General features: G+C 71.1%; 15 protein-coding genes. 10 read left to right on the forward strand and 5 right to left on the reverse strand.

Translation table 11 applies throughout. From position 1 onward, the window contains the following. The first annotated feature begins 94 nt into the window (after nucleotides 1-94). The 4 genes from ACFVHO_RS21295 to ACFVHO_RS21310 all read left to right on the forward strand — a co-directional run bounded on the left by ACFVHO_RS21295 (nucleotide 95) and on the right by ACFVHO_RS21310 (nucleotide 7898). On the forward strand, nucleotides 95-1816 hold the full coding sequence (locus ACFVHO_RS21295) for an ABC-F family ATP-binding cassette domain-containing protein (RefSeq protein ID WP_385716693.1): 1722 nt from the start codon (nucleotides 95-97) through the stop codon (nucleotides 1814-1816). A 43-nt stretch (nucleotides 1817-1859) separates the two neighbouring features. After that, the gene (locus ACFVHO_RS21300; protein WP_385716696.1) at nucleotides 1860-4196 is read left to right on the forward strand and encodes an ATP-binding cassette domain-containing protein; all 2337 of its coding nucleotides are present in this window, start codon (nucleotides 1860-1862) and stop codon (nucleotides 4194-4196) included. A 167-nt stretch (nucleotides 4197-4363) separates the two neighbouring features. Further along, entirely contained in the window at nucleotides 4364-5332 is a 969-nt protein-coding gene (locus ACFVHO_RS21305) for an acyl-ACP desaturase (protein ID WP_385716699.1), read from the forward strand. A 94-nt stretch (nucleotides 5333-5426) separates the two neighbouring features. Beyond that, on the forward strand, nucleotides 5427-7898 hold the full coding sequence (locus ACFVHO_RS21310) for a hypothetical protein (protein ID WP_385716702.1): 2472 nt from the start codon (nucleotides 5427-5429) through the stop codon (nucleotides 7896-7898). A gap of 20 nt (nucleotides 7899-7918) precedes the next feature. On the opposite strand, the gene ACFVHO_RS21315 is transcribed toward ACFVHO_RS21310, so the two are convergent. Both ACFVHO_RS21315 and ACFVHO_RS21320 read right to left on the reverse strand, forming a co-directional pair. Further along, nucleotides 7919-8167, reverse strand: a complete 249-nt coding sequence (locus tag ACFVHO_RS21315; protein ID WP_385716705.1) for a WhiB family transcriptional regulator — start codon at nucleotides 8165-8167, stop codon at nucleotides 7919-7921. Between the two features lie 137 nt (nucleotides 8168-8304). Beyond that, nucleotides 8305-9096 carry a VOC family protein gene (locus tag ACFVHO_RS21320; protein WP_385716708.1) on the reverse strand — a complete coding sequence of 264 codons (792 nt, stop codon included), beginning with the start codon at nucleotides 9094-9096 and terminating at the stop codon, nucleotides 8305-8307. Between the two features lie 323 nt (nucleotides 9097-9419). Here ACFVHO_RS21320 and ACFVHO_RS21325 point away from each other — a divergent pair, with 323 nt between their 5' ends. Further along, nucleotides 9420-10643 carry a glycoside hydrolase family 64 protein gene (locus ACFVHO_RS21325; protein WP_385716711.1) on the forward strand — a complete coding sequence of 408 codons (1224 nt, stop codon included), beginning with the start codon at nucleotides 9420-9422 and terminating at the stop codon, nucleotides 10641-10643. 54 nt (nucleotides 10644-10697) lie between these two features. On the opposite strand, the gene ACFVHO_RS21330 is transcribed toward ACFVHO_RS21325, so the two are convergent. Further along, nucleotides 10698-11768, reverse strand: coding sequence for a LacI family DNA-binding transcriptional regulator (locus ACFVHO_RS21330; RefSeq protein WP_385716714.1), 1071 nt, complete (start codon nucleotides 11766-11768; stop codon nucleotides 10698-10700). 133 nt (nucleotides 11769-11901) lie between these two features. Here ACFVHO_RS21330 and ACFVHO_RS21335 point away from each other — a divergent pair, with 133 nt between their 5' ends. Further along, on the forward strand, nucleotides 11902-12447 hold the full coding sequence (locus ACFVHO_RS21335; RefSeq protein ID WP_385716717.1) for a DUF1707 domain-containing protein: 546 nt from the start codon (nucleotides 11902-11904) through the stop codon (nucleotides 12445-12447). 19 nt (nucleotides 12448-12466) lie between these two features. On the opposite strand, the gene ACFVHO_RS21340 is transcribed toward ACFVHO_RS21335, so the two are convergent. Then, nucleotides 12467-13549 carry a multicopper oxidase domain-containing protein gene (locus ACFVHO_RS21340; protein WP_385716720.1) on the reverse strand — a complete coding sequence of 361 codons (1083 nt, stop codon included), beginning with the start codon at nucleotides 13547-13549 and terminating at the stop codon, nucleotides 12467-12469. A 268-nt stretch (nucleotides 13550-13817) separates the two neighbouring features. Here ACFVHO_RS21340 and ACFVHO_RS21345 point away from each other — a divergent pair, with 268 nt between their 5' ends. Both ACFVHO_RS21345 and ACFVHO_RS21350 read left to right on the forward strand, forming a co-directional pair. Continuing rightward, complete coding sequence (locus ACFVHO_RS21345; protein ID WP_385716723.1) at nucleotides 13818-16364, forward strand: ThuA domain-containing protein; 2547 nt, start codon at nucleotides 13818-13820, stop codon at nucleotides 16362-16364. After that, the gene (locus ACFVHO_RS21350; protein ID WP_385716725.1) at nucleotides 16361-18598 is read left to right on the forward strand and encodes an OmpL47-type beta-barrel domain-containing protein; all 2238 of its coding nucleotides are present in this window, start codon (nucleotides 16361-16363) and stop codon (nucleotides 18596-18598) included. The genes ACFVHO_RS21345 and ACFVHO_RS21350 overlap by 4 nt, the downstream gene beginning before the upstream one ends. A 56-nt stretch (nucleotides 18599-18654) precedes the next feature. Here ACFVHO_RS21350 and ligD read toward each other — a convergent pair whose 3' ends face one another. Beyond that, nucleotides 18655-19674: a non-homologous end-joining DNA ligase gene (ligD, locus tag ACFVHO_RS21355; RefSeq protein ID WP_385716728.1), complete on the reverse strand. Its 1020-nt coding sequence runs from the start codon at nucleotides 19672-19674 to the stop codon at nucleotides 18655-18657. Nucleotides 19675-19748: 74 nt separating this feature from the next. On the opposite strand from ligD, the gene ACFVHO_RS21360 reads away from it, so the two are divergent. Next, complete coding sequence (locus ACFVHO_RS21360) at nucleotides 19749-20822, forward strand: ATP-dependent DNA ligase (protein WP_385716731.1); 1074 nt, start codon at nucleotides 19749-19751, stop codon at nucleotides 20820-20822. Between the two features lie 505 nt (nucleotides 20823-21327). After that, nucleotides 21328-23148 (forward strand): FAD-dependent oxidoreductase, encoded by a 1821-nt coding sequence (locus ACFVHO_RS21365; protein ID WP_385716734.1) that lies wholly within the window; start codon nucleotides 21328-21330, stop codon nucleotides 23146-23148. Nucleotides 23149-23168: the final 20 nt, after the last annotated feature.

Here is a 23168-nt window from a genome sequence, read left to right on the forward strand (position 1 = left end):
GCGCCCCGGCCGCGGGCCGACGCACACACGACCCTCGCGGTGTCCCGCACGAGTTGCCCACACCCGCCGCACCACAAGCAACCGCGAGGCCCGTATGTCCGCGTCCCCCAAGTCCCCCACCACCTCCATCACCTGCACGTCGCTCGCCTTCGCCTGGCCCGACGGCACCGGCGTCTTCGACGGCTTCCAGGCCGCGTTCGGCCCCGGCAGGACCGGTCTGATCGGCCGCAACGGCTCGGGCAAGTCGACCCTCCTGAAGCTGGTCGCGGGCGAACTGACGCCCGGAGACGGCACCGTCCGCACCGCGGGCGACGTCGGCTACCTGCCGCAGAACGTCACCCTGGACACCACCCTGCGCGTGGACGAGGTGCTCGGCATCGCCGCGACCCGCGCCGCCCTGCACGCCATCGAGGCGGGCGACGCGAGCGAGCGGCACTTCACCGCCGTCGGCGACGACTGGGACGTCGAGGAGCGCGCCGCGGCGACCCTCGACCAGCTCGGCCTCGGCCACATCGGCCTCGACCGCACCACGGGCGAGGTGTCCGGCGGCGAGTCGGTGCTGCTCCGCCTGGCCGCGCTGCTCCTGCAGAGGCCCGACATCCTGCTGCTCGACGAGCCCACCAACAACCTCGACCTGCACGCCCGCCGGCGCCTGTACGCGGCTGTCGACGCCTGGTCCGGTGTGCTCGTCGTGGTCAGCCACGACCGGGAGCTGCTCGACCGCGTCGACCAGATCGCCGACCTGCGCGACGGCGAAGTCACCTGGTTCGGAGGCAACTTCAGCGCGTACGAGGAGGCGCTCGCCGTCGAACAGGAGGCGGCCGAGCGCATGGTGCGCGTCGCCGAGTCCGACCTGCGCAAGCAGAAGCGCGAACTGGTCGACGCCCAGGTCAAGTTGGCCCGCCGCAAGCGGTACGGCCAGAAGATGAACGATCAGAAGCGCGAGCCGAAGATCGTGATGGGAGCCCGCAAGCGCGCCGCCCAGGTGTCCGCGGGCAAGCACCGCATCATGCACGAGGAGAAGCTGAGCGAGGCCAAGGAGCGCCTGGACGACGCCGTCGAGGCGGTGCGGGACGACGACGAGATCCGCGTCGACCTGCCGTACACCGCGGTCCCGCCGGGTCGCACCGTCCTGACGCTCCTGGACCTGACGCTCCGTTACGGAGCGCGCGTGAAGGGCGGGTTCGATCTGCGCGGACCCGAGCGGATCGCGCTCGTCGGCCGCAACGGCGCGGGCAAGACGACGCTGCTCAGGACGATCAGCGGCGAACTCGAACCGCTCGGCGGGGAGGCGCGGGCGCACGTCCCGCTGCGTTTCCTGCCGCAGCGTCTCGACGTACTCGACGAAGAGCTGACCGTCGCCGAGAACGTCGCCCGGTTCGCGCCGGACGCCACGAACAACCGGGTCCGGGCGCGCCTGGCCCGCTTCCTTTTCAAGGGCGCGAAGGCCGACCAGCGGGCCGCGACCCTCTCCGGGGGCGAGCGGTTCCGGGCGGCGCTCGCCGCGCTGCTGCTCGCCGAGCCCGCGCCACAGCTCCTGATGCTCGACGAGCCGACGAACAACCTCGACATGGCGAGCGTCCGGCAGCTCTCGACGGCTCTGGAGAGCTACGAGGGGGCGCTGATCGTCGCCAGCCACGACCTGCCGTTCCTGGAGTCGATCGGCATCACACGCTGGCTGGTGCTCGACGGCGAGCTGAAGGAGGTGAACGGAATCGACGCGATCGCGGACGTCATCACCAACGGGTTCGCCGACGAGCCCGACGGGACCGGCGGAACCGGCGGAACCGGCGGAACGTCCGAAGACGCCGCGTAAAACACGACAGAGGCTGTCGGGTATCCCGGCTAGCTTCGCGTGTATGCGAGCAGCCAGTCACCCACCGCACCCGGCGTCGGACCACCAGCACATCACCATCAGCAAAGGCCGTGAGAACAATCTGAAGGAGGTGGACCTGCGCATCCCGAAGGGCCGTCTGACGGTCTTCACCGGGGTGTCCGGGTCCGGGAAGTCGTCGGTCGTCTTCGACACGATCGCCGTCGAGTCGCAGCGCCAGCTCAACGAGACGTTCACCTGGTTCATCCGCAACCGGCTGCCGAAGTACGAGCGGCCGCACGCGGACGCCATCGAGGACCTCGCGCCCGCGATCGTCGTCGACCAGAAGCCGATCGGCGGCCACTCCCGCTCCACCGTCGGCACGATGACCGACATCTACTCGGTGATGCGGGTCCTGTTCTCGCGGCACGGCACCCCGAGCGCGGGCCCGGCCACCGCGTACTCGTTCAACGACCCCAGCGGCATGTGCCCCGAGTGCGCCGGACTCGGCCGCACGGTGCGGCCCGACTACGACCGCATCCTGGACCCCACCAAGTCCCTTGCGGGCGGCGCGGTCCTGTTCCCGCCGTTCGCCGCCGGGACCTGGCAGGGCCAGACGTACACCAACACCACCGACCTCGACACGCACAAGCCGGTCGGTGAATTCACCGCGGCGGAACGGCAGTTCCTGATGCGCGGCGGCGGACGCGGCGCGCAGGCCGCCAAGGTCACCGTCGACACCGCCGGCGGCTCCCACCCCACCGTCTACGAAGGCCTCGCCGACCGCTTCGAGCGGCTGTATCTGCACCGCGACCTGTCGGCGATGTCCCAGAAGACCCGCGACACGGTGCAGCCCTTCCTCGTCGAGGGCCACTGCCCGGCCTGCGACGGCGCCCGCCTGAACCGGGCCGCGCTCGCCACCCGCATCGGCGCCCTGTCCATCGCCGACTGCACGCGCATGGAGGTCACCGACCTGATCGCGGCGCTCGGCCGGATCCACGACCCGGTGGCCGGACCGATCGCCGGGGCCGCCGTCGCCGCGCTCGAACGGATCGAGGCGATCGGCCTCGGCTATCTGAGCCTGGACCGCGAGACGTCCACGCTCTCCGGCGGCGAGGGCCAGCGCCTGAAGATGGTGCGCCACCTGGGCTCCAGCCTCACCGGCATGACGTACATCTTCGACGAGCCGAGCGTCGGCCTGCACCCGCGGGACGTGGGGCGCCTCGGCGACCTGCTGCTTCGGCTGCGCGACAAGGGCAACACCGTGCTCGTCGTCGAGCACGACCCGGACGTGATCGCCCTCGCCGACCACGTCGTCGACATGGGCCCGGCCGCGGGCAGCGACGGCGGCCTCGTCGTGTTCGAGGGCACCCCCGAGGAGCTGCGGGCCGCCGACACCCTCACGGGCCGCTGTCTGCGCCGCACCAGCGGCGTCAAGGAGCACCCGCGCGATCCGGTCGGGGACGAGTGGATCAAGGGGGCCGATCTGCACAACCTCAAGGACGTGAGCGTGCGGGTGCCCACCGGGGTGCTCACGGCCGTCACCGGGGTCGCGGGCTCCGGCAAGAGCACGCTGGTGTCCCGCGCCTTCATCGAGCAGCACCCCGACGCCGTGGCCGTCGACCAGTCGTCCATCGGCATCTCGGGGCGGTCGACGCCGGCGACGTATCTGGGGATCATGGACCGGATCCGGGCGCTCTTCGCGAAGCGGACGGGCACCGAGCCCGGTCTGTTCAGCTTCAACTCCCGGGGCGCGTGCGAGAGTTGCCAGGGCCGTGGGATCATCTACAGCGACCTGGCCTTCATGGACCCGGTCACCACGACGTGCGAGTCCTGCGAGGGGAGGCGCTTCAAGGACGAGGTGCTGCGGCTGACCGTGGGCGGGCGCTCCGTCGTCGATCTCCTGGACATGACCGCCGAGCAGGCACTCGCCTTCTTCGCGGACTTCCCCGACGCGGCGGTACGGCGCCGGCTGCACGCCCTGCGCGACGTCGGCCTGACCTACCTCACCCTCGGGCAGCCCCTGTCCACGCTGTCCGGCGGCGAGCGCCAGCGCATCAAGCTCGCCACCCAGCTGCACCGGACCGGCACCACCTACGTCCTCGACGAACCGACGACCGGTCTGCACATGGCCGACGTGGACGGACTGCTCGCCATGCTGGACCGGCTCGTCGACGCCGGGAACACCGTGCTCGTCGTCGAGCACAACCTGGACGTCGTCAAGCGCGCGGACTGGGTGATCGACCTGGGGCCCGACGGCGGCAAGCACGGCGGGCGGGTCGTCTTCGAGGGGACGCCGCGGGAGCTGCTCGGGGCGCGGGGATCGCACACGGCGGAGCATCTGCGGCGGTCGGTGGGGGCGCCCGGGAACGCGGTGCGCTGACACCGGACCCGGGGGTTCCGCCCGACCCCGGTTTGGGGGGCTCTTTACGGAGGGCTTAACCTACGGGAACGTAACCTACGATGCCGTAGGTAAACCGCTCGCGGTGCCGTGGCTCCCCCCGCGCACCGCACCCCTCCCCCCTCCGCCTCCCGTCCCCAGGAGCCCCCGTGACGATCACCCCTTCCCACCTCGGCAGCACGGACACCTGGACCGACGCCCGGCTCCTGTACGCCCTGGAAGAAGTGGTCGAGAAGGAGCTCAACCGGCACCTGGCCGTCGCCAAGGACTGGATGCCCCACGAGTACGTGCCGTTCTCCGACGCCCGGAACTTCCCCGGCTTCTTCGAGGACGGCGAGGCCTGGGACAAAGGGCAGTCGCCCGTCACGGACATCGGCCGCATCGCCCTCGTGGTGAACCTGCTCACCGAGGACAACCTCCCGAGCTACCACCACGAGATCGCCTCGCTCTTCGGCCGCGACGGCGCCTGGGGCACCTGGGTGCACCGCTGGACCGCCGAGGAAGGCCGTCACGGCATCGTGATGCGTGACTACCTCCTCGCGTCCCGCGCCGTCGACCCCGACCAGCTCGAGCAGTTCCGCATGGCGCACATGAGCGAGGGCTTCGAGTCGGACAACCGGCACTCGATGCTGCACTCCGTGGCGTACGTGGCCTTCCAGGAGCTGGCCACGCGGATCTCCCACCGCAACACCGGCCACCAGTCCGGCGACCCCGTCTGCGACCGGATGCTGGCGCGCATCGCGACCGACGAGAACCTGCACATGGTCTTCTACCGCAACCTGCTCCGGGCCGCCTTCGACCTCGCCCCCGACCTCACGATGTGCGCCGTGCGGGACGTCGTCGTCGGCTTCCGCATGCCCGGACACGGCATCCCCGGCTTCGAGCGCGCCGCCGCGCAGATGGCCATCGGTGAGGTCTACAACCTGCGCATCCACCACGACGACGTGCTGCAGCCGGTGCTGCGCTTCCTCAAGGTCATGGAGGTCCCCGGGCTCGGCCCCGAGGGCGCCCGCGCCCAGGAGGAGCTCGGCCTCTTCATGGGCGGTCTGGACGCGGAGGCCTCGAAGTTCGACGAGCGCCTCGCCGCCCGCAAGGCGCGCATGGCCGCGCGGGGCTGAGCCCGGGCCGTTTACGGCCCCTCCCCGCGGTGCCATGTTGGTCGGAGTTGGGCGGACGGACACAGCCGCCGTCGACCGCAGGGGGTGCACGGAAGTGGCACGGACCCATGAGTGGATGTTCTACGAGGTCATGTGGCGCAGCTGGGCGGACCGGGCACGGGTGCCGTACCCCGTGCCCTGGTGGGCGCAGACCGCCTTCCGGCGCTGGAGCGACGACTTCGACTCGGGCACGTACGAGTCGCGGGAGGCCGCCTTCTCCTCGAACGCGCTCTACCGCTACTGGCACATGGTGGGCGTCAAGGACCACCGCCAGGAGTCCCTGATCGGGCAGGCCGGGGAGATCGAGCCGGTGTACGACAAGTACTGCCTGGCGTTCTTCCTGTACGACCCGGCGACGGGCACCGTCGGTGTGCCGCAGCTCGCGGAGTGCGGCACGGTCACGCAGCGCATGGAGGCGCCGCATGTGCCGGAGGTCGTGACCACGTTCCGCGCGAAGGACGGCCTCGGTTTCACACAGCGGACGTTCGCGGTGCCGGTCGGGGCGCGGCAGCGGGACCTCACGGTGACCCGGCTGAGCGTCACGGGTCCCGGCGGGACGCCGCGCGAGGGCTGGCTGTGCGCCGCCGTGCTGCCCGCGGGGCCGAGCGGTTTCCAGCGGCACGACCGCCGCGACCCCTCCGGCACCGACCGGAGGCTGACGTTCCTGCGGTACCTGCCCGACGAGGCGCGGGTGGAGACGAACAGCGGCTGGGGTCCGGCGTTCGACACGGCACCCGCGTACCACGGGGTGTACGGAAACCCGGACTTCTCGCTCGACCCGGCCACGTATCTGGCGCGCAGCCCGTTCCACGACCTGGCCGTCAGCGGCAAGCTGAACGCCGCGACGCAGGCGCAGGACCAGGTGGCCGGGTTGTGCAGCGCCGCGTTCGCGTGGCCGTTCCGGATCGCGGGCGACGAGACGTTCGAGGTGGACGTGCGCCTCCCCGTCGACCTGTACAGCGGGGCGGGCGACCTCGCCGAGCTCCGGGCCACGCCCGCCGCCGACCTCGCGGAGGCCAACCGGGCGTTCTGGGCGGCGAAGCTCATCGGGCAGGGCGTGCAGCCCCTCCTGCCCGGCCCGGTGGGCCACTTGACGGACCTGTTCCGGCAGGCGCGCTCGCAGCTGCTCGTCCTCTCCGACCACGGGGAGATCCACCCGGGTCCGACGGTGTACGACTCGTTCTGGATCCGTGACTCCTCGGTGGAGGCGACGGCGTGTTCCCTGGTGGGGGACGCGGCGCTCGCGGAGCACCAGTTGGGCACGCACTATCCGGGGCGGTTCAACCGCGGCACGGGCCGGATCGGTCCGTGCGCGGAGTACGGCTTCTACGGCGGGCCGCACGAGCGGGACGACCACGAGTGGGACAGCAACGGCCAGGCGCTGTGGGCGATCGGCCGCTACGACCGCACGGCGGGCCGCGCCGCCGCGTTCGGCGCGAAGCTGTACACGCCGTACGTCATCGACGGCGCCCGCTGGCTGCGCGACAACCGGGACGGCAACGGCCTGCTGCACAGCGGCTGGAGCGCCGAGCACCTGGGCGAGCGCGACAAGCCGCACTACTGGGACGACCTGTGGGGCCTCGCGGGCCTGTACGAGGCGGCGCGTCTCGCCGAGCGCCTCGGCACCCCGGACGTACGGGAACTCTGGGCCGCCTTCGACGACTTGAAGCAGGCCACGGCGGCGTCGATCCGCTGGGTCCTCGCGGAGCAGCGGCGGCGCGGCGAGTGGGAGACGTACATCCCGACCGGGCCCGGCGACGTCGGGCGGCGCGACTCGACGATGATCGGCGCGGCGGCGTACTTCCATCCGCTGCGCCTGCACATGGGCAACAAGCTCGGTGACGACGTCGACCGGGCGGCGCGCTGGACCCTCGACACCATGTACGGGCGGTTCGTGACGGGCGGCTTCCGGCACGAGGCGGCCTGGAACGCCTACGGCCCCTATCTGACCACGCAGTTGGCGCACGCGTATCTGCTCGCCGGGGACCCGGCGCGGATGGACGCGCTGCTCGGCTGGGCCGTGGCCGCCTCCATGGTGCGCCTCGACGACCGGGCGGTGGCGCTCGGCGCGTGGAACGAGCAGCACGCGTTCCCCGTGGCGTCGGGCTTCACCGAAGTCCCCCACCGGCACTGGTACATGGGGGACATCCCGCACGGCTGGGCCGCCGCGGAGTATCTGCTGCTGCTCCGCGACATCCTGTTCTTCGAGGCCGACGAGGACCGCGACCCGCATGTGTACATCGCCCCGGGCGTGCGTCCGCACTGGGTGCCGGACGGCGAGTCGGTGACCGTCGAGGACGCGCCGACGCTGTTCGGCGCGCCCTTCGGCTACCGGCTCACCCACGACGCGGGCGCGCGCACGGTGACCGTGGAGATCACCCGGGCCCCGGAGCGGGTCCGGTACGTCTACCCGTGCCGCTTCGGCAACGTGCGGTCGGCGTCGGCGGACGGCCGCGACCTGCCGGTGAGCGGCGACGACGTCCATGTCCCCGAGGGCACGCGGCGGGTCGAGGTGAGCTACGCCTAGCGCCGGGACGCGCCGCGGTCTCAGGCCTGGTCGCGGCGGAGGCTCTGCCGTTCCTTCTCGGAGAGCCCGCCCCAGACCCCGAACCGCTCGTCGTTGTCGAGCGCGTACGTGAGGCAGGTCTCGCGCATGTCGCACAGGAGGCAGATGCGCTTGGCCTCGCGCACCGAGCTGCCCGGCTCGGGGAAGAAGAAGTCGGGCCCGGTCTGCGCGCACAGCGCCTGCTCCTGCCAGGCGAGTTCGGGCTCGGTCAAAGCGGTGTCATAGTGCATGCCTTGATCGTGCTGGACGGCGCGAAACAAGCGATCAACGTTCGCTCAACGCGGCGCGCCGAGCGCCCCGGGACCGGCTGCCACCGGCCCCGCGACCCGCGCCCGAAGGCGCCCTGAGGCTCCGCTCCCGGTCTGCCTCAGCCCTGCTGCGGCTCCGGCTGCATCAGCGCGAACCGCGCGCCGTACGGATCGGCGAGCTTCGCGAAGGCGCCCACCCCCGCGAGGTCCATCCGCTCGGCCCGGACCGTGCCGCCGCTCGTCCGCGCCTTCGCCACGACCGCGTCGATGTCGGCCACCTGGAAGTACGGCATCCAGTACACCCCGGCCTCCTGCTCGACCGGGTCCTGGTCCAGCGGCCACAGGCCGCCGAACAGGTCGTCCGGGGTGCCGTCGGCGGGATACACCATGGTGTACGACCCGCCCTCGAAGGGCTGGGTGACGGTCTTCCAGCCGAAGACGGTGCCGTAGAACGCGGCGCCCGCCTCGATGTCCGGGGTGTACAGCTCGGTCCAGATCAGTCCGCCGGGCTCGTTCGCCAGCTCCAGGCCCTTGTTCCGGCCCGGCTGCCAGACGGAGAAGGCGACGCCGCCCGAGTCGGCGAAGCCCGCCATGCGGCCGAGGTCGAGGACGTCCGTGGGCTCCCAGAGGGTGCGGCCGCCGGCCTGCTCGACCTGCTTGGCGGTGGCGTCCGCGTCGGGCGTGCAGAAGTACAGCGACCAGGCGGGGGCGCCCGTCTCGGGGGTGACCGTCATGCCGCCCGCGGTGGTCCTGCCGCCGAGCCGGAACGTGCCGTACCCGCCGACGTCCTCGCCGCCCTTCTCGAAGTCCCAGCCGAAGACCGCGCGGTAGAAGGCGGCCGCGCCGTCGATGTCCGTGGTGCCCAGGTCGACCCAGACCGGGGCACCGGTGAGCGTGAGATCACTGAGCATGATCGACTCCTTCGTCGTGCCTGTCGTCTCACCGAACCTTCGCCTCCGAGTCTTCCACCGGGCACTGACAATCCGCGCGCGGCGGCCGGGCCCCGGCACGCACCGTCACCGCCCGCCGCGCCACCGGGGCGCTTTCCGTCACCCTCTGCACCCGCCCGTCATCACCTTGTGAACCCGGACAAGATTCTGAGAGCGCTCTCAGCCACACCTCTTGACGCCGCGTTTTCACCGCGGCAACAGTGGGGGCACGTCGACGCACCACCCCGCGCCCGGGCCCCACTCCTGCTCAACTCCCCCCACATTCCAGCCAGGAGAGAATTTCCGTGATCTCGCGCAGAGTGTTCCTGACGTCGTCCGCGGCCGCCGCGGGCGCCCTCACCTACCCCGCCTGGGGCAGCGCGCTCAGCCCGCGCGCCGACGCCGCGCCCGCTACCTGCGAACTCGCCCTGCAGAACAAGTCCCTGCCGGGCCAGGTCCGCGCGTACGTCACCGGGCACGAGCCGGGCACCGACCGCTGGCTGCTGCTCAAGCCGGACGGCGGGGTCTACCGCCCCGAGTCGCCGTCGGCCCCGCAGACGCCGCTGCCGGTGGACTGCGCCATCCCCCTCGGCGCGGCGGGCTCGGCCCCCAAGGTTCTGACGTTGCCTCAGATGTACGGCGCCCGCGTCTACTTCGTCCGCGACGACAAGCTGGACTTCTTCCTCAATCCGGGCCCGAGCCTCGTCGAGCCCGCCTTCGCCACCAAGGAGGACCCGAACTACGGCCGCACGTGGTCGTTCTGCGAGTTCACCTTCAACAGCACCCAGCTGTACGCGAACATCAGCTACGTCGACCTGGTGACCGCGCTGCCCATCGGCCTGACCCTGGCGGGCGACGCCACGCACACCGTCGCGCCGCTGCCGAACGGCGCCGTCGACAAGATCGCCGCCGATCTGGTGGCGCAGGCGGGCAAGGACGGGCAGCCCTGGGACAAGCTGGTGATCCGCGGTGACGGCGGCGTGCTGCGGGTCATCTCGCCGCAGAACCTCATGGCCCCGTACTTCGACCGCCCCGACCAGATGCCCTTCCGCGACCTCTTCAAGGGCTACGTCGACCAGGTCTGGGACAAGTACCGGTCCACCGACCTGCGGATCGACCTCCAGGGCGGCCGGGGCGTGCGCGTCGGCCGGGTCAGCGGGGACACCCTCACCTTCGAAGGGGGCCACACCTTCGCGAAGCCCTCCTCCAAGGACATCTTCACCTGCAACCACGGCCCGTTCACCAACAACCCGAACGACTCCGACGACAAGAAGGGCCTCCTCGCCCGCCTCGCCGCCGGCTTCAACCGCAGCATCATGCTGACCCACCCCTCGCAGCCCAACGGCACGACGTCCGGTGACTACTACCGCGGCGACGTCACCAACCACTGGGCCCGCGTCGTGCACGCCAACTCGCCCATCGGGTACGCCTTCCCCTACGACGACGTCCGTCCGGACGGCCAGCCGGACGTGTCGGGGGCGGCGCACGACGGGAACCCACGGAGGTTCACGGTGTCGGTCGGCGCGTAGCGGCCGCCAGGCGCGCTTCAGGGGGCGGGCAGTTCCTTCCGGTGCCCGCCCCCGCTAGGCGGATTCCCGGCGTACGAGTGCCGTGGGCAGCACCACGCGCGCGGCCTCCCCCGGAGTCGCCGCGCCGCCCGGGGTGTCCGAGGCCCCGGCCTGCGGCTGCCCCTGGCCCTGCCCTTGGCCGCGCAGCAGCATCGCCGCCATCAGGCGCCCCATCTCCTCGATGTCCTGGCGCACCGTCGTCAGGGGCGGGTCCGCCTGCTCGGCCAGCGGCAGCATGTCGTCGAAGCCGACGACCGCCACGTCCTCGGGCACCCGCCGCCCGGACTCACGCAGCACGCGCAACGCCCCGGCCGCCGACAGGTCGTTCGCGGCGAAGACCGCGTCCACGTCGGGGCATTGGTCCAGGAGCACGCGCATCGCGCGTTCGCCGCCCGCGGGGGTGAAGTCGCCCTCGGCGACCAGCCGTGGATCGCCTTCGGGTACGACGTCGTGGTAGCCGTCGAGGCGGTCGACGGCGGAGGTCTGGTCGAGGGGTCCTGTGATGTGGGCGACGCGGCCGCGGCCGAGGCCGGTGAGGTGGCGTACGGCCTGGCGGGCACCGCCGCGGTTGTCGCAGTCGACGTAGCGGACGCTGCCCGCGCCGCCCGTCCAGCCCGGCCGCCCGCCGAACACCGTGGGCAGTCCCGCGCTGTGGATGATGCCGGGCAGCGGGTCGTCCAGGTGCAGCGAGAAGACGAGGGCGCCGTCGACGTGGCCGCCCGCGAGATAGCGTCCGACGCGTTCGTGATCGTCCCTGCCCTCCGTCAGGAGCAGCACCAACTGGACATCACGTGCCGTCAGTTCCTTGCTGATGCCGCGCAGTTGGCGCGCGAAGAACGGGTCTGCGAACACCCTGGTCTCGGGCTCGGCGATGACCACGGCGACGGCGTCGTGGCGCCGGGTGACGAGACTGCGGGCGGCGCGGTTGGGGACGTAGCCGAGTTCCCGCACCGCGCGCCGGACCTTCTCCGCGAGCGCCTCGCGCACCCCGGCGTCGCCGTTCACCACGCGCGACACCGTCGCCCGCGACACCCCGGCCCGCGCGGCCACGGCCTCCAGCGTGGGACGCGCTGCTGCCTGGGGCACCTCGGAACTCCTCGTCGACGGTTGCCGATCAGGATAGCCCCGGGCCTGGCGGGTCGCTCGCCGCCTGTGACGCGGGAGACCGCCGCCGACAGCGGCTGAGCACGCCGTACGTCGCGGGCACTAGAGTGCGACGGTGACCTCCGAACGTGAGAACCCGTCCGCCCGCGTCCGCGAGGACGACCGTGACACGGCCGTGCGGCGCCTGCAGGAGGCGTACGCCGAAGGGCACATCTCGCACGAGGAGATGGACGCACACCTTCAGCGGGTGCTCACCGCCGAGACGCCCGACGACATCGCGTCGGCCCTGGGCTCGCTCCCCGCGGAGGACCCGGGCACCACCTCCACGATCGCCGCCGCCACCGGACGGATCCGGCGGCGCGGCGCCTGGCGGGTGCCGCGCACCCTCAAGGTCCACTCCGCGCTCGGCCGGGTGCGCCTGGACCTGTCCCAGGCGGTCTTCGAGCACTCCGTGGTCGACATCGAGCTGAACCTCGGCACGGGCGGGGCCAGGATCACGGTGCCGCGCGACGCCGTCGTGGACCTTGAGGGACTGAGCTCCGTCTGGAAGGACACGCTGTACAAGGCCGGTCCCGGCGCCCGCCCCGGTGGCGGACCGACGATCCGGATCACCGGGACCATGGGGATGGGACGGCTGAAGATCCGCCACGCGCGGCGTTGAGACGCCCGCGGCACCGGCGTCAGTGGTGCGAGTGGTCCGCGCTTCCCCCACCGGGCTCGGCGGCGCCGGACTTGGCCCCGTCGGCCTTCTTCCCATCGGCCTTGTCCCCGCCCGACTTCTTCTCCGCCTTCGCGTGCGGATGGTGCGGCTCGTAGTCCGGAATCGTGCCGTCCGGCTTCTTCACCAGGAACAGCCCGACCATCCCCATGTCGGAGTGGCTCTGCACATGGCAGTGGTACATCCAGGCCCCGGCGCCCACCCCCTCGCCCGCGATCACCTGGAAGCCGAAGGAGTCGCCGGGGCCTGTGATCTTGTCGTCGAGGATCTGGCTGGGGTCGTCGGGGCCGGTGAGCAGGCCGGTGCGGTTGTCGGCCCAGCGGTGACCGTGGATGTGGAACGTGTGGTAGTACTCGCCGTGGGTGATCGACACGAACTCGACCCGATCGCCCACCGTGGCCTCGAAGTTGGGCCCGGAGTGTGCGGGCTTGTTGTTGATCAGCATGTCGTTGAAGACGACGACGCAGGTCTGGTCGGGCAGGATGTCGCCCTTGCGGCGCACGATCACCGCGCCGTAGAGACCCTTGCGCACCCCGACCGTGCCGTGCTCGGTGCCGACCACGTGGTCGTGGTAGTGCCAGTAACCGGCGGTGCCCGGGCGCCAGGTGCCGTCCTTGCGGCGGCCCGGGGCGTGGGTGCGCCAGGTGTAGGTGCGTTTGCCGCCGGGCGCCACCTGGGACTTGGTGTGTTTCGTGCCGTCGCTGGAGATCTCGTAGTCCATGCCGTGGACGTGCAGGCTGACGTCGACGTCCGTGGTGTTCTCGAACTCGACGTGCAGGGTGTCGCCCTCGTTGAGTTCGAGCAGCGGGCCGGGGATGGTGGCCTTGCCCTTCTCCAGGCCGTAGCCCATCTGCCCGTCGGGAAGCTTCTCGGCGTACATCTTGATGCGGCGCACCTCGCCGCCCGCGGGGGCCGTCTTCGGCGGATCGACGGCGCGCGGGGCGTCGGCCGCGGAGTCCGCGGCCATCACCGACAACGATGTCACGCCCACGGTGGCCGCCGCTCCCCCGGCCAGCATCCGGCGGTTGAAGCTCCGTCTGTCCATGGCGAACTCCCCACTCATATACGGAAACTGACGCTACGTACGGACACGGTCGGGGCACCCGAGGCACCGGATTCCGGCCACACGCTAGCGGCAGCGCTCCGGTTTATCCACACGCAGGACAAAGGTCGCACGAAGTGATGTCGTAGCTATTGGCTAGCCGTCAAAAGAGGGCTAGCTTCGTCGGCGCCAGCCATCGATGGAGGGCTGGCCTCCTCCGCGCAGTTGAGGTATACGCCGTAGCCGTGACCGACGATGGGTGGGTGTACTCATGCGGATGACACCGCATCAAACGCCGCCAACCGTACGAGGGTTGGGCAGAACCAGACACAGATCCAAGCGCCGCGCCTGGGCGGCCGTCCTGGCCGCGGGAGCCGTCGCCGCCGGCCTCCTCACGGGCCCCGCCGCGACCGCGCGGCCCTTTCCCGAACCGCCTCCCGACGCGGAGGCGATGAAGACAACGATGTCACGCGCGCTGCCCGCTCCCCCGGGCAGCGCCACTGTGCGTGTGCTCGCCTTCTACGGCTCGGCCGCCGGTGGCGACGAGTCCCCGGTCGTCGACGCGGCCATCGCCGCCATCGAGAAGATCGGCCAATCCGGCCCGGCCGACCAGCGGTTCACGGTGACGGCCACCGACGACCCGGCCGTGTTCACCAACGCCAAGAAGCTCGGCAAGTTCAACGCGGTGACGTTCGTGACCGGCGGCGGCGACGTCCTCGACGCCGAGCAGGAGGCGGGCCTCGAGGCCTACATGGAGGCCGGCGGCGGCTTCCTCGGGCTGCACGACGCGGCCCGCGCGGAGCCCTACTCGTCCTGGTTCACCGGACTCGTCGGCGCCCGCCCCAAGGACGCGAGCCCCGCCGCCGTCCAGCGCGCCACCGTCGAGGTCGGCGACCGCGAGAACCCCGCCACCAAGGACCTGCCCCTGGAGTGGAAGCGCCCCGACAAGTGGCTCAACTGGGAGACCCACCCCTCAGGCAACGTGCACACAGTAGCCCGCGTCCGCGAGGCGACGTACAAGCCGGGCGAGGGCGCGAACGGCGCGGACCACCCGGTGTCCTGGTGCCGTGACTACGACGGCGGCCGGTCCTTCTACACCGGCATGGGCGGCACGGCGGACGCCTACGACGAGGCGGACTTCCGCGGCCATCTGCGCGGCGCCCTGCTGTGGACGACCCGCATCGCCCGCGCCGACTGCAAGGCGACCATCAACGCCAACTACAAGGCCGAGCGCCTGACCCAGCCCAACAAGCCGGGCCAGAACGACCAGATCGGCGAGCCGCACGGCCTGGTCACGGCCCCCGACGGCCGGGTGTTCTACATCGGCCGCGGCGGCGCCGACTCCTCGCAGCCGGTCGTCACCGACTGGAACAACCCCGACATCGGCAAGGGCAAGGGCGAGATCCACGTCTACGACCCGAAGACCAAGAAGTCGACCCTGGCCGGGGCGCTCACCGTCTTCGGCAACAAGGGCGGCGGCGGTGAGCTGATCAAGGTCGAGGAAGGGCTGCTCGGCATCGAGCTGGACCCGAGGTTCGAGCAGAACGGCTGGGTGTACCTGCACTACACACCGCACTCGCAGCTCAACCGCGACACGCACATGGCCGAGCGGTACGTCTCCCGCTTCACCTTCGACCGGGCCACCGAGAAGCTGGACATGGGCAGCGAGAAGGTGCTCCTCAAGTGGCCGGTACAGGTGCACAGTTGCTGCCACTCGGGCGGCGGGATGTCCTGGGACTCCAAGGGCAACCTGTACATCGCGACGGGTGACAACAACTCCTCCGGCTTCAGCGACGGCTACTCGGGCAACAACCCGCAGCCCAACTTCAAGGGCGTCTCCTTCGCCGACGCCCGCCGCACCGCGGGCAACACCAACAACCTCAACGGCAAGATCCTGCGCATCCACCCCGAGCCCGACGGCACGTACACCCTGCCCGAGGGCAACCTCTTCACCGGCAAGGAGCCGGACGAGGGCGGCGGCAAGACGCGCGGCGAGATCTATGTGATGGGCGTGCGCAACCCCGCCCGCATCTTCGTCGACAAGAAGACCGACACCCTGTACGCCGGGTGGGTCGGCCCCGACGCCGGTCAGCCGTCGACGACCTGGGGCCCGGCGAAGTACGACACGTTCGCGGCCATCACGCACGCCTCCAACCGCGGCTGGCCGTACTGCATGGGCAACAACCAGCCCTACCGCGACCGCAATCTGCCCGACCCGAGCAAGCCGCTCGGCTGGTACGACTGCAAGAACCTGCGCAACGAGTCGCCCAACAACGACGGCCTGGTGAAGATCCCGCCGGCCGAGCCCAACACCATCTGGTATTCGCCGCAGGGCGGCGGCATCGACTACCCGCGCGACGCGAACGGCGTCCCCAGCTACAAGCCGGAGGAGCAGAAGCAGCTCCTGCCGTGGCTCAAGGGCGGCGGCCAGGCCACGATGAACGGCCCGGTCTACCGCTACGACGCACAGAGCACGAGCGCGGACAAGTGGCCGTCGTACTGGGACGGCAAGTGGTTCGTCGGGGACTTCTACGACGGCGACCAGCCGCGGCACGCGGTGCTCACCGACCCCAAGACCGTCGGCAAGGGCGGTCTGCCGGTGCACGCCGAATCGCTCAAGAAGATCATTCCGGTGGGCAACGACAACATCAAGAACCTCATGGACTGGAAGTTCGCGCCGGACGGCTCGCTGTACGTCCTGGACTACGGGCGCGGCTTCTTCACCTCGGACGCCAAGTCGGCGCTGTGGCGCGTGACGTACAAGGGCGGCGCGGCCACTCCGGCCGCCTCCGACCTGGCGAGGAAGGCGAGCCGATGAGATCCGTGCGATCCGTGAGATCCGTGCACCAGGGCCGCGGCCGCGGCAGACTTTGGACGGCGCTGCTCGCCGCGTTCCTGATGGCGGTCGGCCTGACATCGGCGGCCAGCGCGCGCCCCGACGACACCGGGCTCGCCGCGGAGCAGCAGACCCTCACCTGGACGGCCGACAACGACATCTCCAAGTACAAGTCCGCGCCGACGACGGCGGTCGCGGGCAAGACGACGATCGTCTTCGAGAACAGCGTGGCCACCGGCAACACCACCGGCATGCCGCACACGCTGACGTTCGACGTCTCCGACCCGGAGTACAACAACGACGTCCCGCTGAACATCCTCGCCAACCCGGGCGACGACAAGGGCGGCAAGCACACGGCCGAGGTCACCCTCAAGCCGGGCCGCTACCGCTACTACTGCACCATCCCCGGCCACGGCGCGATGCAGGGCATCCTGATCGTGACCGAGGGCGGCGGCGAGGACACCACCGCGCCGGAGACTAAGGCGAAGGTGGACGGGGCGACCAACTCCGACGGCGCGTACGTCGGTTCGGCGACGGTCACGGTGACGGCGACCGACGAGAGCGGCGGCTCGGGCGTCGAGAAGGTCGAGTACGCGGTCGGGGCCGACGGCCCCTGGCAGCCGTACACCGCGCCCGTGGTCGTGAACACGGTCGGCACGCACAAGATCCGCTATCGGGCGTCCGACAAGGCGGGCAACGTGGCGGCGGAGAAGGCGGTCGACTTCAAGGTCGTCGCGCCGCCGACCGACGACAAGACCCCGCCGGAGACGTCGGCGACGGTCAGCGGTGAGCAGAACGGCCAGGGCCAGTACCTGGGCATGGCGACGGTCACGGTGACGGCGTCCGACGCGGGCTCGGGCCTGAACAAGGTCGAGTACGCGATCGGTGCGGGCGACTGGCAGCCGTACACGACACCGGTGATGGTCCATGAGGTGGGCAGCCACAAGGTGCGCTACCGCGCCTCGGACAAGGCCGGGAACGTGGCTGCGGAGAAGGCGGTCGAGTTCACAGTGGTGGCGCCGCCGACCGAGGACAAGACGCCGCCGGAGACCTCCGCGAAGGTCGAGGGCGACAAGAACTCGGACGGCGCCTACATCGGCAGGGCCAAGGTGACGGTCACCGCGACCGACTCCGGCTCGGGCGTGGACAAGGTCGAGTACTCCCTCGACGGCGGCCCCTACGTGGCGTACGCGGCGCCGGTGGTCGTGGACCGCGTCGGGCGGCACACCGTGGCGTACCGGGCGAGCGACAAGGCGGGCAACACCGCGCCCGCGAAGTCGGTGGCGTTCACGGTCGACGAGGGCGGCGGGGTTCCAGGCCCCAACTGCCCTGAGTACGACGAGCGACTGACGGTCTTCGTCGGCACCGTCGACACAGGGATCCCGAACCGCGTCACCAACAACCGTTGCCGCATAGGCGAGTTGGTCGAGGATGAGAAGGACTGGTCGTCGCACGCGCTGTTCCTCAAGCACGTCAAGACCGTCACGGACCGGCTCAAGAAGACCGCCGAGATCGACCAGCGCGAGTACAACAAGATCAACAAGGCGGCGAAGCAGTCGGGCATCGGCAAGCCGGGCCAGACCGAGGGCTACCGTCACCTCTTCGACGGCACGCAGAAGTCCTTCGCCAAGTGGAGCCACGTGGGCGGCGGTTCGTTCGGCCTGAACGCCGACGGGTCGATGACCTCGGGCACCACGAAGAACGGCCTCGGCATGCTGTGGTTCCCCGAGCGCAAGTACGGGGACTTCTCGCTGAAGCTCCAGTGGCGCGACGACGCCCCGGCCGCCGGGAACGCCAACTCCGGTGTGTTCGTACGCTTCCCGCAGGTCCACGACCACCCGGAGGAGTCACGTCCGGAGTGGGTCGCCATCAAGTACGGCCACGAGGTGCAGGTGCTCGACCGTCCTGACGGCGACATGTACAAGACCGGCTCGGTGTACGGCTTCGACCGCGTCGGTCTCGCGGGCGCGGGCGTGACGCCCAAGGGCACCTGGAACGACTACGAGATCCGCGTGGTCGACCAGAAGTACTCGGTGTTCCGCAACGGCGTCCTGCTGAACGAGTTCGACAACACCGGCGGCCAGCTCTTCGAGCCGCCGCGCGGCGACGACCCCGGCACGGACGGCCGCCGCTTCGCTTCCGGGTACATCGGGCTCCAGGTCCACGGCGTCACGGACGTGGTGTCGTACCGGGACATCCGGATCAAGGAGCTGTAACAGCGCGTGAGTCGAGCGCGGGGCCCTCTTCGTACGCGGAGAGGGCCCCGCGTGCGTCAGTCGTCGTCGTGCCGGGCGCGGCTCGGCTGGACGCGCTTCGGCTCGCCGGGCATCTTCGGGTACTCCGGCGGATAGGGCAGGTCCCCGAGGCCGTGGTCCCGCTCGTCGCGGTCGGCCTGTTCGAGGAGGCCCTCCAGGGAGAAGGCGTGCTCGTCCATGTCCCGGTGCACGTCGCCGACCTCGGCGAAGCGGCCGGGCATGGAGCCGAGGTCGAAGTCGCGCGGCACCGCGTCGTCGATCTCGTCCCAGCGCAGCGGCGCCGAGACCGGGGCGTGCGGGCGGGCCCGCACCGAGTAGGCGGAGGCGATGGTGCGGTCGCGGGCGGTCTGGTTGAAGTCGACGAAGATGCGCTCGCCGCGCTCCTCCTTCCACCACGCGGTGGTCACCGCGTCCGGATTGCGGCGCTCCAGCTCCCGGCCGCAGGCGATGGCGGCGCGCCGCACCTCGACGAAGGTCCAGCGCGGCGCGATGGGCACGAAGACGTGGATGCCGCGCCCGCCGGAGGTCTTGGGCCAGCCGCGCAGACCGAAGTCGTCCAGGACCGCCTTGAGTTCATGGGCGGCGCGGACGGCGTCGGCGTAGTCGGTACCGGGCTGCGGGTCGAGGTCGATGCGCAGTTCGTCGGGGTGGTCGGGTTCGGTGCGGCGGACCGGCCACGGGTGGAAGGTGAACGTGCCGAACTGGGCGGCCCAGACGACGGCGGCGACCTCGGTCGGGCAGATCTCGTCGGCGGTGCGGCCGCTGGGGAAGGTGATGGTGCCGGTGGGGATCCAGTCGGGCAGGTTCTTCGGGGCTCGCTTCTGGTAGAAGTGCTCGCCGTCGATGCCTTCCGGGTAGCGCTCCAGGGTGGTCGGCCGGTCGCGCAACGCCCGCAGGATGCCGTCGCCGACGGCGATGAAGTACTCGGCGAGGTCCCGCTTGGTGAAGCCGCGCTCGGGGAACAGCACGCGGTCGGGGCTGGAGAGCCGCACCTGCCGCTCTCCAGCGTTAAGCTCCACCGCCGCTCCGGCGCCCATGCGAGCCACGGTAGTCGCGTGCGGCATTTGCCGCATACTGGGCAATATCACCCTTCGCGCCGCAGAATCGGACCATGGATCTCCCGGTGATGCCGCCCGTGAAGCCCATGCTCGCCAAGTCCGTGGCGCGGATTCCGCCCGGGATGCAGTACGAGGCGAAGTGGGACGGGTTCCGGGCCGTCGTCTTCCGGGACGGGCCTGAGGTCGAGATCGGGAGCCGGGGCACGAAGTCCCTGACGCGGTACTTTCCCGAGCTGGTCGAGGCGCTGCGGGAGCGGTTGCCGGAGCGGTGTGTGGTCGACGGGGAGATCGTCATCGCGCGCGGGGGGCGGCTCGAATTCGACGCCCTCACCGAGCGCATCCATCCCGCGGAGTCCCGGGTGCGGATGCTCGCCGAGCGCACACCGGCGTCCTTCGTCGCCTTCGACCTGCTCGCCCTCTTCGACGAGTCGCTGCTCGACGTCGCCCTCAGCGACCGCCGCGCGCTCCTGGCCAGGGCCCTTGAAGGTGTGAGCGCGCCCGTGCACCTGGCTCCCGCCACCCTCGACCGGGAGGTGGCCGAGCGGTGGTTCGAGGAGTTCGAGGGCGCCGGGCTCGACGGGGTCGTCGCCAAGCCGCTCGACCTGCGGTACCGGCCGAACGAACGCCTCATGTACAAGATCAAGCACGAGCGGACCGCGGACTGCGTCGTCGCGGGCTTCCGCTTCCACAAGAGCGGGCCCGTGGTGGGGTCGCTGCTGCTCGGCCTGTACGACGACGGGGGGACGTTGCAGCACGTCGGGGTGTGCGCGGCCTTCGCCATGAAGCGGCGGGCCGAGCTGGTGGCGGAGCTGGAGCCGCTGCGGATGGAGTCCGTGGCGGGGCATCCGTGGGCGGCGTGGACCGAGGAGGCCGCCCACGAGGGTGCGCGGCTGCCGGGGGCGGTGAGTCGGTGGACCGGGAAGAAGGATCTGTCGTGGGTGCCGTTGCGGCCGGAGCGGGTGTGTGAGGTCGCCTACGACCACATGGAGAACGGGGCCCGCTTCCGGCACACCGCCCAGTTCCGGGCCTGGCGGCCCGACCGCTCCCCCGACTCCTGCACGTACGCCCAGCTGGAGGAGCCCGCCGGATACGACCTCACCGAGGTCCTCGGCTCACCCCCGGCCTGACCCCACCCGGCTGCCACCGCCCCACCGCTACCGCGGCGGGTTCCCCACCCGCCCACCCGTCCCCCTCGAACCAGCCGCACCGCCCCCTGCACCCCGGCGCGCCCGCCCCCTCGAACCAGTCGCACCCTGCTGCCCACCCACCCCGCCGCTCCGCGGCGGCGTCTCCCACCCACCCGCCCATTTCTCTCGGACCAGTCGCACCGCAATCAGCCCTCGCACGCACCCGCACCCGCCACCACAGGCCCACCCACCCGAGCCACTCCCCCAACCCGACGCCCTCGCGCAGCCCTCACCCAACGCCCAGCCCCGGTGCACCCCGCGTCCCAGAGTCACGGGTGGGCGGGTGGGAGAGAAACCCGCCGCGGTAGCGGTGGGCACCCCCACACCCCCGCAGACGAAATCGCGCCAACGTCCCCCCAACAACCCCACACCGCTTCCGGCGCCCCGCCAGCAACCGTATGCTCCGGCCCCGACGATCGAGTTACCGACGGTAAGGGGGACGGGCATGGGGCAAACGGAACCGCAGGCGGGCGCGCGTGGGGCGAGCACCCGCAGGGCTTTCGTCGCACGGACGGCGACCGTCGGCGGCGCGGCCGCGCTGGGGGTGGGGATGGGCCTGGGGGCACTCCCGACCCCGGCCCACGCCGCCGCAAAGGGCCCAGGGGCCAGCCCCCGCGTCGCCGTGCTCGGCGGCGGCGTCGCGGGCCTGACCGCGGCGCACGAGCTGGTGGAGCGCGGCTTCGCCGTCACCGTGTACGAGCGCCGGGCGCTGGGCGGCAAGGCGCGCAGCATGGACGTACCGAACAGCGCGAAGGGGAACCGCAAACCGCTGCCGGGGGAGCACGGGTTCCGGTTCATTCCGGGGATCTATCACAACCTGCCGGACACCATGCGGCGCATCCCGTTCCCGGGGAACAAGAACGGCGTCTGGGACAACCTCATCAGCCCGCCCGAGATGAGCTTCGCCCGCTCCGGCGGCCGCGAGGACATCCGGCTGCCCATCCCCCAGCACACGGGCGACCCGGCCCACCTCGACAAGGACGACATCGCCCGCGCCCTCACGGCCCTCCTGGACACGGCCACCAGCATCCCCGGCCACGAGGTCGCGTACTTCGTGAACCGCGCCCTGGTCTTCCTGACGAGCTGCGACGAGCGCCGCGACGACGACTGGGAGGCGACGCCGTGGTGGGAGTTCGTGCGCGCCGAGCAGATGTCGAAGGACTACCAGCGGGTCCTCGCGATCGGTGTGACGCGCAACATCGTGGCGACGAAGGCCGAGGAGGCCAGCACCCGCACGGTCGGCACGCTCGGCGAGGCGTTCGTGTTCAACGCGCTGGGGCGGGGCGGGGACGGCCCGCCGGACCGCATCCTGAACGCGCCGACCAACGAGGCGTGGATCGACCCGTGGGTGGCGCATCTGAAGGCGCTGGGCGTGGAGTTCCGCATCGGCTGGACGGTCCGCGAGCTGGCGTACGGCGGCGGCCGGATCACGAAGACGGTCGTGGAGAACCCCGACGGCAAGCGCGAGGACGTCGTCGCCGACCACTACGTACAGGCCATGCCGGTCGAGCATGCGCGCAGGACGTGGAGCCGTGAACTCAAGGCGGCGGACCCGCAGTTGGCGCGCTGCGACAAGCTCAAGACGGACTGGATGACGGGCATTCAGTTCTATCTGACGGAGCGGCCCGACGTCGTCGAGGGGCATTTCAACTGCATCGACTCGCCCTGGTCCCTGACCGGCATCGCGCAGGCCGCGCACTGGAAGGGCCGTGACTTCCCCGCGGACTACGGCGACGGCACGGCGGTGGACTGTCTGTCGGTGGACATCTCCGAGTGGGACAAGCCGGGGATCCTGTACGGCAAGACGGCCAAGCAGTGCACGCGCGACGAGGTGGCACGCGAGGTGTGGGCGCAGCTGAAGGCGTCCCTGAACGACACCGGCAAGGCGTCCCTGAGCGACTCCAAGCTGCACTCGTGGTTCCTCGATCCGGGCGTCGACGGCATCGGCGGCCCGAACCCGACCAACGAGGACGAGCTGCTCATCCATCCGGTGGGCACCCTGCACAACCGGCCGTCGGCCGCGACGAGGATCCCGAACCTGTTCCTCGCGGGCGACTACGTGGCCGTCGACATCGACCTGGCCACCATGGAGGGCGCCAACGCCGCGGCCCGCCAGGCCGTGAACGCGCTGCTCGACCGGGTGGGCTCGGACCACAAGCGGTGCGAGGTGACGCCGATGTACCGCGCCCCGGAGATCGAGGGCCTCAGGCGCCACGACCTCTTCCGGTACCGGCTCGGTCTGCCCAATCTTCTCGATCTGGGCTGAGAAGGCGCCGGTTCGGGGTA

Origin of the sequence: Streptomyces sp. NPDC127108 (assembly GCF_042677545.1) — a bacterium.
GTDB lineage: Bacteria > Actinomycetota > Actinomycetes > Streptomycetales > Streptomycetaceae > Streptomyces.

Excerpts from the sequence above, each read along its gene's own strand:
- ACFVHO_RS21315 (WP_385716705.1), bottom strand. The coding sequence starts at position 8,167 with ATGCACTATGACACCGCTTTGACCGAGCCCGAACTCGCCTGGCAGGAG.
- ACFVHO_RS21360 (WP_385716731.1), top strand. The coding sequence starts at position 19,749 with ATGGATCTCCCGGTGATGCCGCCCGTGAAGCCCATGCTCGCCAAGTCC.
- ACFVHO_RS21345 (WP_385716723.1), top strand. The coding sequence starts at position 13,818 with ATGCGGATGACACCGCATCAAACGCCGCCAACCGTACGAGGGTTGGGC.
- ACFVHO_RS21320 (WP_385716708.1), bottom strand. The coding sequence starts at position 9,096 with ATGCTCAGTGATCTCACGCTCACCGGTGCCCCGGTCTGGGTCGACCTG.
- ACFVHO_RS21300 (WP_385716696.1), top strand. The coding sequence starts at position 1,860 with ATGCGAGCAGCCAGTCACCCACCGCACCCGGCGTCGGACCACCAGCAC.
- ACFVHO_RS21340 (WP_385716720.1), bottom strand. The coding sequence starts at position 13,549 with ATGGACAGACGGAGCTTCAACCGCCGGATGCTGGCCGGGGGAGCGGCG.
- ACFVHO_RS21350 (WP_385716725.1), top strand. The coding sequence starts at position 16,361 with ATGAGATCCGTGCGATCCGTGAGATCCGTGCACCAGGGCCGCGGCCGC.
- ACFVHO_RS21295 (WP_385716693.1), top strand. The coding sequence starts at position 95 with ATGTCCGCGTCCCCCAAGTCCCCCACCACCTCCATCACCTGCACGTCG.
- ACFVHO_RS21365 (WP_385716734.1), top strand. The coding sequence starts at position 21,328 with ATGGGGCAAACGGAACCGCAGGCGGGCGCGCGTGGGGCGAGCACCCGC.
- ligD (WP_385716728.1), bottom strand. The coding sequence starts at position 19,674 with ATGGGCGCCGGAGCGGCGGTGGAGCTTAACGCTGGAGAGCGGCAGGTG.